Source organism: Deefgea sp. CFH1-16, from assembly GCF_016881365.1.
In the GTDB taxonomy this organism is placed as follows: Bacteria; Pseudomonadota; Gammaproteobacteria; order Burkholderiales; family Chitinibacteraceae; genus Deefgea.
In genome coordinates, this window is sequence record NZ_WLYT01000001.1 from 2,244,618 (window position 1) to 2,257,332 (window position 12,715).

Sequence of the window (12,715 nt, forward strand, 5' to 3'; positions counted from 1 at the left end):
CAGCTTGGGATTATTTGCGTCTTTCCATTTGCAACATGTCAGCAATGCCCATCACCCGCAGTAAACCCAGCACCAATTCATTAATGTTGATAATGCGAATTTCTTTTGCCTTGCTGTAACCATGTCATGGCCAAATTGAGGATTTGTCCGGCAGATTCAAAATCAATCTGATCAATTCGCGAAAAATCCAGCGTGGTCACGGATTGATCGTTGACCAGATCGGCTATTTTTTGGATCAACTGCGGTTGTTCGGCCGTAATAATGCCGATGAGTTGGGCTTCTTGATCGGCCTCATTGGCCAGTTCAGCGCGCGCTTTGGCTTCATCGAGCGCAATTTGTTGGCTGTCTTTCGGCGCTTGCGCAATATCCCAAGAAGGTGGCGACACCTCATAGGTAATTGCATAATCAACCGCTAAATTTTCAAACGCTTCTTGCTGACCTAAAATCTGATGTATTTCGATCAACAGCAGCCAAAATGGGGCTTCGGCAGGTATACGTCGACCCACTTCAATTTTATTATTAATCAGCGAGATTAAATTTTGTGCACCAATCAATTGCAACTGACCTTGCTCTTTATTGCGCCGTGGTAAAACCGCAACTAATTCAGCCGCACCTAGTGCATCGATTTTTTGCACCTTACTAAAATCGACACGAATATTTGGATTTTTTTTACGTAATGCCAAAAATTGCTTGGCTTCTTTTTCTATGGTTTCAATCCCTAGTTTCGCTGGGAAGACATAGTAAGCAGAAGTGCTGGCAACTTGCGGTTGATGCTGACTATGCTGACGCCAAATTGGCGGAGTTTTTTCAAAAGTGATGACAAATTCAAGCGCTAAAGCATCAAAGGCTTCGCGATTGTCTTGTTGTTGGTATAGCTCAAACAGCATTAACCAAGGCTCAAGCCGGCGTTGACCAATAAATTCAGGCCGATCGGCCTCTAAAATGCTGATTGCTGCTGAAAGTTGACTGTTGGCGTGTAGCATGGCAGCCTGCTCTTCAGCTGCCGATAAACTATCGTGATTAGTTTCGACTTCAATTTTTAATAGCGATAAATCGTATTGCTGAGTCTCATGATGTTGCGGCTCAGTCGGCTCTGTAGCGAGGGGAATGATGGTTTCCGGACCAAATGGGCGAGATTGTGTTGCAATGCCTTCTCGGCTTGCCGCTACCGTGATGGGCGCGGTCTGCGTTAAAACTTCATTACCATCTTGATCTTTTTTTACGAAAAAAACGAAAACACTGCTGATATCCTATTGGTGAAATCACTCAAAGCGCTTAGATTTTACTGCTAATATTCATTAAGTATAGGTGAACGAATGATGCGCAGCCTAGGGTCTTATTTACAAGCAAAATATTCGCTAATTCTTTGTGACTATCTCATTTAAATCTATATATGCTTAAATCATTTTTTCAGCGCCAGCGCTGGTTTCGTTTTGCAATATATGTGCTGGCCAGTATTTTATTGCTGGGCGCATTGGTGCATTGGGCATTACCACCGCTGCTGCGACCGTGGCTAGAAAAAGAAGCCAGCCAAATATTACACCGCCCAGTTAAAATTGGTGAATTGGCGATTAATCCTTATTCACTGCAATTTGATTTAAGTGATGTCGCCGTGCGTGATCAATACGGTCCATTTGTGAGCTTTAAATCTTTGCAAGTGAATGCCGAATGGCGCTCAATCTGGCGAATGGCGCCCGTGGTGCGCAGTATTACTTTGGATACGCCTAAGGTAACACTCATTCGTCTGGCTGCCGATCGTTATAATTTTTCTGATTTAATCCCCCAAAAATCCCAAACGACTAAAACCGATGAACCGCTGCCGCGATTTTCGCTAAATAATATTCGCATTATTGGTGGCGATATTCGCCTAGATGATCGTGTGGTTGGCGCAAATCAAACTCTTGATCAGCTCAATTTTTCATTACCATTTTTATCGACCTTACCCCAAAGAATTAACGAATATATTCAGCCGCAACTTTCCGCTCGGTTTAATGGCCGTCCCTTTGAATTAAAAGGAGAAAGTAAACCGTTTGAAGATAGTTTAGATACCTTACTAAAAATTAAAATTAATCAGCAAGACCTGACACCATTTTTGGCTTATGCGCCAAATTTCCTCAGGGGATTGCGGTGCCATCGGCGGTATTGAGCGCTGATGTCGAGATGGTGTTTCGCCAGCAAAAAGATCGTGCCGATTTATTATTTAATGGTCATTTACAGCTGAATCAAGCCGCGATTACGCAAAACAGCCAGTCTTTTATTGCGCTCGACCAGCTAAAGGTCGAACTGAAAAGTGTTAAACCCCAGCTGGCAGAATATCGTTTTGGTTTGATTGATGTACGTGGTTTGGATGTGCAATTGTCGCGCAATCAGGCTGCCGTTTTTAATTGGCAAACGTTAGTTCCTGAAACCACGGCCAATGCAAAAGCAACGGCAGAGCCAGCTGAAAAAAATTCAACTTTATTGGCGTTTAATGAGTTGAAAGTGACGGATAGTCAGCTGCATTGGCTCGATCAAGCGGTCAACCCCAAAGTAGAGACTGCATTGCAAGCGATTGATTTGAAGATTAAAAATTATTCAAATCAAAACCACGCGCCATTCCCGGTGCAATTTGCGCGCGAAAACGCAGCAAGCGGCGAGTTTAGCCGCAGAATTGCAAGTGACAGCCTCGCCACTTAAATTATCCGGAAAAAATAAACGCTTCACAGGTTCGAATTGCTGATTATGCTGGCTATTACCAAGCTCAATTGCCAAGCCAATTAGCGGCCACGGTTGGCTTTGCCACCGAACTCGAGCTGCAGGCAGATCCAATGCAATATGCATTAAAAAATCTGCAGCTGGATATTGATCGCTTTACTTTAACCGCAGCGAAAACCAAAAAAACCAGCGTTAAGCATCGAGCAATTGCAATTGACTGAAGCCAGTATCGACTCAGCCACTAAAGCCGTTAAAGTGGGCAATCTACTCAGCAAAAATGGGTATTTAAACGTATTGCAGCAAAAAGATGGTGAACTTAACCTCTTGCAATTACTGCCAGAGTCCAAGGGTAAAAAACCAGCACAATCTAAAGCGAGTCCTGAGTGGTCTGTTTTATTGCAATCTGGACAATGGCAAGATTGGAAGGTTGAATATATTGATCAGCGCATTGCCAATAGTAAACCCCTGATTTGGAAAAATATCGCATTAAATTTAAATAATGTAAACAGTCGGCCCAATTCACGCGCCACGATGAGTTTGCAGGCGCAAGGCGGGCGTAGCGCCAAAATCAAAGTGGCTGGTTCATGGGTGCCACAGCCGTTTGCTGCGAATTTAGATTTAGATTTAGCCAATTTTGATGCCGCGTATGGCCAGCCGTATTTTAATCAATATGTAAATATTTCTTTAGCACGTGGCTTTTTAAACGCTAAAGGAAATTTACGTTTGGCTTTAGAGCCCAAACTATCGGCGACTTATACGGGTAATTTGAGCGCAAATAATGTTTATGCGCTGGATAAAATAACGGGCAATGACTTTTTGAAATGGAAAAGTTTTTATATTGGTGGCATCAAAGCGCAGTTATCACCGCTGAATATTGATATCAATGAAATCGCGTTGAGTGATTTTTATTCGCGCTTGATTTTGTCTGCCGATGGTCGTTTAAATTTACAAGACGTCATGGTTAAAGATGCTGGCGAAGTTTCTGTGACCACCGAGCGTACCACTGAGCGCAGCGCCGCGACTGCCAGCGCGCCCATCGAAGCCGAAAAAACCTTAGCCCAAAGTAGTGGCCTAGATATTCCGATTAAAATCAACAAAGTAACGCTGAATAATGGGCAAATTCAATATACCGATTTATTTATCAAACCGAATTTTTCTGCCAATTTAACCGAAATGGGTGGGGTGATTGGTGGTTTGTCGAGTAATGAAAACGATAGAGCTACGTTGAATTTGCGCGGTAGTATGGATTATGTGGCGCCGGTGGAGATTCAAGGTAGTTTAAATCCGCTGTCTAAAACCTTATTTATTGATTTGAAAGGTGGTGTTAAAGGTTATGAATTAACCAATGCATCGGCTTTTGCCATTAAGTACGCAGGATACGGCATCGAAAAAGGCAAAATGTCGATGGAGGTTGCGTATTTGATTGAAAATCAAAAATTAACCGCCAGTAATAAAATATTTTTAGATCAATTGACTTTAGGGCCAGCCGTTGAAAGTGTGACGGCAACTAAATTGCCGGTTAAATTTGTGCTGTCTTTACTCACCAATCGCAAAGGGCAAATTAATTTGAACTTGCCGATTCAAGGTTCACTCAATGATCCGCAGTTTAGTTTGGGTGGCATTATTTGGCAGGCGCTGGTGAATGTGGTTGAAAAAGTGGTGACCTCACCCTTTGATGCATTATCCGATGCCTTTAGCGATGGGCCGCGTTTGTCGTATATTGATTTTGCTTCGGGTAGCGCACAATTAAATGATCAGGCGCAATTGGTAATTCGTAATTTGTCACAAGCCTTAATCGACAGGCCAAGTTTGAATCTAGATATTATCGGTTGGGCGAGCCTAGCGAGTGATGCCGAAGGCTTGCGGATGCAGGATTTAAATAAAAAAATGCTGAAAATAAAAGCTGCTCAATTGGGTGAAAAATCTGAATCAATGGATTCGGATACTGATTTGGCCATTAGCACCGCTGAACGTGATGCATTGCTCACGCAAGTGTATAAAAATGAAAAATTTGATAAACCTAAAAATGTACTCGGTTTAAATAAATCACTGCCAGCAGCAGAAATGGAAAAACTCATTTTAGCCAATACGGTGATTAGCAATGAGCAATTGCAGGCTTTGGCCATGCGCCGTGCGCAGCAGGTAAAAACCGCATTACAAGCGGCGGGGGTCGATAGTGCGCGATTATTTATTGCTCAAGCCAAAATTAATGCCACGCAAAGCGATTTGGCGGCCGATCAGGGCTCATTGTCTAGAGTGCAATTTAAACTTAAATAAATATCAATTGCTGGTATTAAAGCGGATTCGCCAGCAATCAAGCTGCAGGCAAATCCGCTTTTTGCTTGATGAATGAATGGATTTTTTGCGTTAATCTTGTTGGCCAAGACGTCGGCGTTATATGACAAGGTAATGCAAGTACGCCTGAGGTTTGTGCCGATTTTTGTCGTCGATTGCGCTTTTATCAGCCGCTTGGTTTTATGGCGGTGTCGCGTTTAAGTTTGGGATTTAAGCTGTGTTAAGTTCATATTTTCAATTTCAGTCTATCGATCCAGAGGCTGATTTTTCGAGCACTATTGATCAATTGAATGCGTTGCAATTGGCGCGTTTATCGCAAATTCAAAATCAGGCCCGCCGTGGTCAGTTTTTGGCCGCCCGCGCTTTAGCCCAGCAGTTATTGCACAAAAATCACCGCCAATTGGCGTTAAGCCAAGACGATAAAGGCCGCCCTGTGGCGGAGGATTGGCCATTTTCGACCGGATTGTCTTGGAGTCATGGGCAAAATTTTTGCGCGGCGGCCTTGGGGCAGGGGCGGGTTGGGGTTGATTTAGAAACCATACGCGCCCGCCGACAATGCTTGGCGATTGCCGAGCAATATTTCGACCCACGCGAGACCGCGTGGCTGGCCGCGTTGAGTGATACGGCGCAGTTGCGCGCTTTTTATACCCTGTGGGTGGCCAAAGAAGCCTTGCTCAAAGCCTTGGGGCTGGGCCTTGTGGGCGGTTTAGCGCGCTTTGTCTTGTTGCTCGAGCAAGGCCAATGGACTTGTCATAGCCCCGATGCACATCCGTGGTATTTGCAGGTTTGGGAGGTGAAACCCAATGTTTTATTGGCCTTAGCCAGCGATACGCCGCAAGTATGGCAGCAGCTAAATCCAGCGGATGATTGGCAGTTATTGCTTGAGATTGCTTAGAGGCTGTTGATGTTGGGTTTGTTAACCGAGTTTGTGCAAAATCTGACTCGATTTATCCACCCAAACTGATCGACTTTCGCAAGTACGCTGACCAATCTCGCCACCAGCAAACTAGGGTTAATGCTCGGTTGAAATGACTGGGTTAGACTGGGGGATAGGTTGTTGTCAGCCCAGAGCAGAAGGTTTTTGTAGGTTGGTGCTGAGCTTGCGCAGCCCAACAATCGCGGTAAATGTTGGCCGTCAGCCATAACTGCAACACCCCAACATACGAGATGCGCAGGCGCAGCGCCATACAAATTCAATTTACCGTGTTTATTTACAAGTAGGCATTTCAGCAGCAAGCTCATTCAGGTTTTTTTTGAACCGCTAGACTATATGCCGTAAGACCACTCTTAGTTTGTATGCATGGGGATGCCCCGTGCCGTAATAAGATGGAAGATGCTGCTGTATTTTTATTTTTTACAGTAAAAAACAAAGGATAATAGCCATACTCTGAATCTGCAAAATTAGGGTTTGCTCCATTATTCAAAAGCAATGAAACCATATTTGTATCTTGTTGGTATGCCGCGATATATAGTGGTGTCTCATTATGCGAATTTGTTGCGTCAACCACAGCCCCTAATTTCAGCAATAGCTTTAATGTTTCAAAGTCATGTTGTTCTACTGCTGCGTGCAAAAATGTACGCTTATCCCCGCCCAATTTAGCATTCATATCAATATCACCACTAAGAAGCATCTTTTTTGCTGCGATTTTATTTTTTGATTGAATTGCGATTAATAACTCATATTCTTTGCTTGGTTTAATTGCAAGCCAAGCACCGAATACAATTGTCAACGTCACCGCAAAAAAAGCCCACCATTTCATTTTTGATTGCATTTATCGCAAGACTCCTTCTGAGCGTTTTTATATGGATCGCCACCTTTTATTGCAACCGCTGAATAATATGCAGCATTGTAGCTCCGATTAGCGCAGCGTAATCGGAGGAATGGCATGCGTACGATTACGCTACGCTAATCGTACCTACCCATTATCATTGTGCATTTGCTTTGGTTCGGCTGCCGCCTCTCCACCCACTGAATCAATTCGTGAGTTGTGATGTTTATTTACGACTAATGCGGCTCAATTGGCTGCGCTTATTGTCGCCCGACTGTAGATTGAACTTGACGTACATCCGCAGTTTTTCGCAGCTTAAAGCAGACTCACGCCGGGCAAGGTTTGCACACTTACGCTGCGCATAATTTCCACAAAATCGGCTAAATACACGCTATGACTGCGCTCGCTGGGCATGGCGGCATAGAGTTCTGACGTCAAGCCATGCTGGGTAATCGGTTTGGCGACGACATAACCGCGCTCTAAATAATGCTGCACGCTCCAGCGCGGCAAGGCGGCAATGCCGCGGCGGCTAGCGACCAATTGCAGCATTGCCACGGTGAGCTCAGTAGGGCGGCGTTTGGGGTTGATGCCGGCCGGTTTGAGGACCTTTCGCAGTAAATCGAGCATTTCATCGGGCACGGGATAAGTAATCAGCGTTTCATTGGCAAAATCTTCGGCGTCTAAATACGCTTTATTGGCCAGCGCATGATCGCTCGCCAGCAGCGCCACCATATCGTAGCTAAAGAGCGGCAAATGGCTTAAACCGGCTTGCGGCTCAACTTCCGACACAATCGCCAAATCGGCGCGATCTTCAAATAACAGCTGTACCGGATCGGCATGAAAGCCCGAGACGATATCGAGCTCGACCTCAGGCCAATGTTGGCGAAATTGGTCCATCGCTGGCATTAACCAATCAAAACAGGTGTGGCATTCGACCGCGATGCGCAATTGCCCAGCTTGGCCTTCGCGTAAACGGGCAATATCGCGCTCGGTGCTGGCAATGGTTGGCAACACCGTTTGTGCTAATAAAGCCAGTTTTTCACCGGCGGCGGTGAGTTTAAGTGGCGTTGATTTGCGCGCAAATAGCGGCAGGCCGTAATGGTCTTCAAGTAAACGCACTTGGTGCGATAAAGCCGATTGGGTTAAATGCAGCCGCTCAGCAGCGCGCGTTAAGCTGCCGCTGTCTTGAATTGCAAGAATGGTTTTGAGGTGACGCAATTCGAGGAGTGACTGCATTAGTAATTCTCATGGCTGGTGTGAAAATAATGAGCTGTAATCATAATCAGCTGCGCCGTATGATGCAAATACTATTCATAGAAAGAGGTGTTTGTGATGACTACGACTCATACTGCGAAGGCGCATATTTTAGGATTTCCGCGTATTGGGGCACAGCGCGAATTGAAATTTGCACTAGAAAAATTTTGGCGCGACGAAATCTCTGAAGCCGAATTAGTCAAAGTCGGCCAGACCTTGCGTCGTCGCCACTGGGCTTGGCAAAGCGAAGCCGATCTCGATTGGGTCAGCGTGGGCGATTTTGCTTGGTACGATCAGATTTTAAATACTGCCGCTTTATTGGGTTGCTTGCCAGAGCGCTTTGCTTTTGATGCCAAGCGCCTGAGTTTAAGCCAGTATTTTGCCTTGGCTCGCGGCAACGCCGAGCAGCCGGCGCTGGAAATGACCAAGTATTTTGATACCAATTACCATTATTTGGTGCCTGAGCTGTCAAGCGAGAGCACGTTTGATGGCGGTGTTGAATGGTTTTTTCATGAAATTGAAGACGCGCAAACCCAAGGCCACGCAGTGAAAGCGGTGTTGCCCGGCCCCTTGACCTTTTTGTGGTTAGCCAAAGCGAAAGACGGGTATAACAAGCTAGACCTTTTGCCTAAAGTGCTAGCGCGCTATACCACCATTATTGAAAAGCTATCGGCCAAAGGCGTGCGCTTATTGCAACTGGATGAGCCGATTTTAGCTTTAGAGCTGCCGTTAGAATGGCAGGCGGCATTTGCGCCAACGTATCAAATGCTGGCTGGCAAAGGCACGCAAATTTTATTGGCGACGTATTTCGATTCGGTTGAGTCGCACGCACAATTGCTGGCGGATTTACCGGTGGCTGGCGTGCATTTAGATTTGGTGCGCGCACCGGCGCAATTGGCGGCGTTTATGGCGGTTTGGCCCAAAAATAAAGTGCTGTCTTTGGGCGTGATTGATGGCCGCAATATTTGGGCCAGCGATTTAAATCAGGTATTGGCGGCTATTGCTGAGCCAGCAAAGGCGCTAGGCGGATACGTCTGGTTGGCACCATCATGCTCCTTGCTGCATTGCCCAGTCGATTTAGCACAAGAAACTCAGCTCGATGCCGAATTAAAATCGTGGCTAGCGTTTGCTAAGCAAAAATTGGCTGAACTGAGCGTACTTAAAAAAGCCATTAATGGCAGCGATGTGGCCGATATTTTGGCGCTGAATGCGTTTTCACAAGCGGCGCGCCGCGCCTCGACGCGGATTCATAATCCGGCGGTTGCTGAGCGTTTGGCCAATTTACCGCCGCAATTTGATCAACGCCATGCGCCATTTATTGAGCGCCAAACCGCGCAGCAACAACGCTTTCATTTGCCGCTGCTGCCAACGACCACTATTGGTTCTTTCCCACAAACCAGCCAGATTCGTGCCGCTCGCGCGGCGTTTAAACAAGGCAAGTTAAGCGCTGCTGATTATGAATTGGCGATGCAGGCCGAAATCGCTTTGGCAGTGCAAAAGCAAGACGGGCTGGGCATTGATGTTTTGGTGCATGGCGAGGCTGAGCGCAATGATATGGTTGAATATTTTGGTGAACAATTGGCCGGCTTTGCCTTTACGCAATTGGCGTGGGTGCAAAGCTACGGTAGCCGCTGCGTGAAGCCGCCGATTTTGTTTGGTGACGTGAGCCGCCCGCAAGCAATGACCGTAGCGTGGTCGACTTACGCGCAAAGCCTGACTGACAAACCGATGAAGGGCATGTTGACGGGGCCGGTGACGATTTTGCAATGGTCGTTTGTGCGCGATGATCAGCCGCGTGCCTTAACTTGCCAACAAATTGCTTTGGCGATTCGCGATGAGGTGCAAGACCTTGAAGCGGCTGGCATTGGGATGATCCAAATTGACGAGCCGGCGTTTCGCGAAGGTTTACCGCTGAAAAAATCCCAATGGGCCAGTTATTTGGCTTGGGCTGGACAAGCGTTTCGCGTTTCGGCATCCGGCGTGGGCAATGCCACGCAAATTCACACCCATATGTGCTATTCGGAATTTAACGATATTTTGCCGGAGATCGCGGCGATGGATGCCGATGTGATTACCATCGAAACCAGCCGCTCAGATATGAAGCTACTCGAGGCATTTGGCAGCTTTCAGTATCCAAATGAGATTGGCCCGGGGGTTTACGATATTCACAGCCCACGCGTGGCGTCAGTCAATGAAATGCTGCGTTTAATCGCCAAAGCGCTAGAAGTGGTGCCGGCAGAACGCTTATGGATTAACCCCGATTGCGGGCTAAAAACGCGCGGCTGGCCAGAGACTGAGGCCGCATTAAATAATATGCTACTGGCGACGCAGCAAGCGCGAGCGGCCATTGCGGCCGGGCAAACCTTGGTGTTTGACGCTTCGTCAACCCGCATCGCGGCGCAGGGCGCTTGTGCTTGTCATGGTGCGGCAGAGGTTGATCCAGTCTCATTGGCCTGATGCTGAGGTTGCGAGCAAAAATTCTACCGTTTGGGCGGTCATGCGGTTCACTTAGAAAAACTTTTTGACGCAGAGACGCTGAGACGCAGAGAAAAGCAAATTCAGAATTTAAACCGATAGCATTACGGTGATTAAAGCTGTGATTTGCTTTGCGTCTCTGCGCCTCTCCGCCTCTGCGTCGGCTTGTTTCAGTACCGTTTTCGCGGTGGATTTTTGCTTAGCGCGCGCCGTATACCATGCGCTCGGCAAAGCCTCGGCGCAGCCACGCGCATTGATCCATGGCCAATAAGCCCAAACTGCGCGCATGTTTGAGCGGCAAGGATGAAGAATCAAATAGCGTAATCAATTGATCGGTGACGACAGTCACCAGACCCGCATCGCGCGAGCGCAACTTGGCGTAGCGTGCCAAACTGGCCGCTTCGCCCAGTTCTCGCGCTGGCGTGGCGGCCAATACATCGGCAAGCGTGCTGGCATCACGTAAACCTAAATTTAAGCCTTGCCCAGCAACAGGATGCAGCGTTTGCGCGGCATTGCCAATCAGTACCACGCGCTGGCCGACCACCGAATTGACGGTTTTTAACGCCAGCGGCCAGCTAGCGCGGCCGGTCACCGCAGCAAATCCGGCGACACGATCGGCAAAGCGTTGTTCGACTTCGGCAATAAAATCGGTATCAGATAGCGTTAAACGCGCAGCCGCTTGTTCCGGTGTTTGCGTCCACACCAAGGTGTAGTCATTACCTGTAGGGAGTAATGCCAGCGGGCCATCATCGGCAAAGCGCTCAAAGGCAATACCCTTGTGCGGCTGCTTAGGTGTCAGCGTGGCAAGCACCGCGTGTTGCTCGTAAGATTTAATCGTTTGGCGAATTTCCGGCAGTTGATTAAGTAGCTGTCCACCATCGGCCAAGATCACCAAGCGGCAGGATATTTTTTGCTCCCCGCTGGGGGTGGCTAAAGTCAGTTGTGCAAAGCGCGCTAAGCGCTGGATGCGGGTGACTTTGCTGGCGAGCGCCAAACGAGCGGGACCGGTGCTGAGTTGATCGAGCGCGAATTGCGCCAGATTTTGGTATTTCACCACGCTGCCGAGCATCGGCAAGTTCAGCTCAGCGGCATTGAGCACGGTACGGCCTAAAGTCCCCGCTTGCGAAACGTGCACTTGGGTAATCGGCGTTGCGGCGAGTGAGTCGGCCCACAGCTGGCTAGCGGCCAGGCTTTGTTGGCTGGCATAGGCAATCGCTAAGGCGCGTGGATCATTGCCGATTGATGCTTTGGCTTCAACCAATAGCGCATCATGCCCGCTGGCGTAAAGACGCTGAGCGAGTAAGGCACCAACTGGGCCCCCGCCAACGATGACTATGTCAACGTGCGGTGGAAGTTTGCTGATCAGCATGAGATTCCTAAAGCGGTTTTGTTGCTCTTTTTGACCGCGCGAAAAATAGAAAAGCAGTGGTGGTAAACAGCATCGATTGCCGCAGCAGACCAGCCTAAGCGTTTGAGCGAACGCGCTTAGGCTGGCTGTGCGGTTTATTTTGCCATGATCGCTTCAATGTCGGCGATGGTTTTTGGGCAGGCTGCGGTCAGATTTTCATAACCGTCAGCAGTCACCAGTACATCGTCTTCGATGCGAATACCGATGTTTTCGAACTCTTTGGGTACATTGGCGGCGGGGCGAATATAAAAGCCCGGCTCAACCGTCATCACCATACCGGCTTCTAGTTTGCGCCATTCACCATCGACTTTATACGCGCCGCAATCGTGCACATCCAAGCCCATCCAATGGCCGGTGCGGTGCATATAAAATTGTTTATAGCTTTCTTTTTCGAGGACTTCATCGAGCGAGCCCTTGAGCAAATTCAAATCAATCATCCCTTGCGCGAGTACGCGGGTGGCGGCGTCGTGCGGAGCGTTCCACGTGCTGCCAGCGTAAATGCTCGCCAATGCGGCTTCTTGCGCGGCAAGGGTGATTTCGTACACGGCGCGTTGTGCTGGCGTGAATTTGCCGTTAACTGGGAAAGTGCGGGTGATGTCGCTGGCGTAGCCAGCCACTTCGCAACCGGCGTCGATCAGCAATAAATCGCCGTCATTCATGCGGGCATTGTTCTCGCCGTAATGCAGCACGCAACTATTGGCGCCACTGGCGACGATGCTGTTATACGCCGGAGAGCGGCTGCCTTGGCGATAATAATCGTGCAAGATTTCGGCTTCGACTTGATATTCCATTTGCCCAGCTTTGGCAAATTGCATTGCAC

Annotated in this window: 11 protein-coding genes; 6 read left to right on the plus strand and 5 right to left on the minus strand. The window is 48.0% G+C overall.

Features of this window, described 5'->3' with window-relative positions:
- Positions 1–80: 80 nt before the first annotated feature.
- Positions 81–983, minus strand: coding sequence for an STAS domain-containing protein (locus GKO28_RS12290; protein ID WP_182076442.1), 903 nt, complete (start codon positions 981–983; stop codon positions 81–83).
- Between the two features lie 410 nt (positions 984–1,393).
- Between GKO28_RS12290 and GKO28_RS12295 the strand changes: the two genes are divergently transcribed.
- From GKO28_RS12295 to GKO28_RS12315, 5 genes are all read left to right on the plus strand, one after another.
- Positions 1,394–2,146 (plus strand): DUF748 domain-containing protein, encoded by a 753-nt coding sequence (locus tag GKO28_RS12295; protein WP_182076443.1) that lies wholly within the window; start codon positions 1,394–1,396, stop codon positions 2,144–2,146.
- Positions 2,143–2,676 (plus strand): DUF748 domain-containing protein, encoded by a 534-nt coding sequence (locus GKO28_RS12300; RefSeq protein WP_182076444.1) that lies wholly within the window; start codon positions 2,143–2,145, stop codon positions 2,674–2,676. The genes GKO28_RS12295 and GKO28_RS12300 overlap by 4 nt, the downstream gene beginning before the upstream one ends.
- Positions 2,677–2,744: 68 nt before the next feature.
- Positions 2,745–2,915, plus strand: coding sequence for a hypothetical protein (locus tag GKO28_RS12305; protein WP_182076445.1), 171 nt, complete (start codon positions 2,745–2,747; stop codon positions 2,913–2,915).
- Positions 2,902–4,971 carry a DUF748 domain-containing protein gene (locus tag GKO28_RS12310; RefSeq protein ID WP_182076446.1) on the plus strand — a complete coding sequence of 690 codons (2,070 nt, stop codon included), beginning with the start codon at positions 2,902–2,904 and terminating at the stop codon, positions 4,969–4,971. The genes GKO28_RS12305 and GKO28_RS12310 overlap by 14 nt, the downstream gene beginning before the upstream one ends.
- A 235-nt stretch (positions 4,972–5,206) precedes the next feature.
- A complete protein-coding gene (locus GKO28_RS12315; RefSeq protein ID WP_203564136.1) occupies positions 5,207–5,884 on the plus strand; it encodes a 4'-phosphopantetheinyl transferase superfamily protein in 678 nt (225 codons plus the stop codon).
- Positions 5,885–6,227: 343 nt separating this feature from the next.
- Here GKO28_RS12315 and GKO28_RS12320 read toward each other — a convergent pair whose 3' ends face one another.
- The gene (locus GKO28_RS12320) at positions 6,228–6,761 is read right to left on the minus strand and encodes an ankyrin repeat domain-containing protein (RefSeq protein ID WP_182076447.1); all 534 of its coding nucleotides are present in this window, start codon (positions 6,759–6,761) and stop codon (positions 6,228–6,230) included.
- Between the two features lie 312 nt (positions 6,762–7,073).
- Positions 7,074–7,994, minus strand: a complete 921-nt coding sequence (locus tag GKO28_RS12325; protein WP_182076448.1) for a LysR family transcriptional regulator — start codon at positions 7,992–7,994, stop codon at positions 7,074–7,076.
- 96 nt (positions 7,995–8,090) lie between these two features.
- On the opposite strand from GKO28_RS12325, the gene metE reads away from it, so the two are divergent.
- Complete coding sequence (metE, locus tag GKO28_RS12330) at positions 8,091–10,469, plus strand: 5-methyltetrahydropteroyltriglutamate--homocysteine S-methyltransferase (protein ID WP_182076449.1); 2,379 nt, start codon at positions 8,091–8,093, stop codon at positions 10,467–10,469.
- A gap of 217 nt (positions 10,470–10,686) precedes the next feature.
- Here the strand turns inward: metE and GKO28_RS12335 are convergent, their stop codons facing one another.
- Together GKO28_RS12335 and GKO28_RS20070 are read right to left on the minus strand one after the other, a co-directional pair.
- Entirely contained in the window at positions 10,687–11,856 is a 1,170-nt protein-coding gene (locus GKO28_RS12335) for an FAD-dependent monooxygenase (protein WP_182076450.1), read from the minus strand.
- Positions 11,857–11,990: 134 nt separating this feature from the next.
- The gene (locus GKO28_RS20070; protein WP_247646530.1) at positions 11,991–12,710 is read right to left on the minus strand and encodes a M24B family metallopeptidase; all 720 of its coding nucleotides are present in this window, start codon (positions 12,708–12,710) and stop codon (positions 11,991–11,993) included.
- Positions 12,711–12,715: the final 5 nt, after the last annotated feature.

Coding starts and splice junctions, on each gene's coding strand:
- GKO28_RS12290 (WP_182076442.1), bottom strand. CDS start 983: ATGCTACACGCCAACAGTCAACTTTCAGCAGCAATCAGCATTTTAGAG.
- GKO28_RS12295 (WP_182076443.1), top strand. CDS start 1,394: ATGCTTAAATCATTTTTTCAGCGCCAGCGCTGGTTTCGTTTTGCAATA.
- GKO28_RS12320 (WP_182076447.1), bottom strand. CDS start 6,761: ATGCAATCAAAAATGAAATGGTGGGCTTTTTTTGCGGTGACGTTGACA.
- GKO28_RS12325 (WP_182076448.1), bottom strand. CDS start 7,994: ATGCAGTCACTCCTCGAATTGCGTCACCTCAAAACCATTCTTGCAATT.
- metE (WP_182076449.1), top strand. CDS start 8,091: ATGACTACGACTCATACTGCGAAGGCGCATATTTTAGGATTTCCGCGT.
- GKO28_RS12335 (WP_182076450.1), bottom strand. CDS start 11,856: ATGCTGATCAGCAAACTTCCACCGCACGTTGACATAGTCATCGTTGGC.
- GKO28_RS20070 (WP_247646530.1), bottom strand. CDS start 12,710: ATGCAATTTGCCAAAGCTGGGCAAATGGAATATCAAGTCGAAGCCGAA.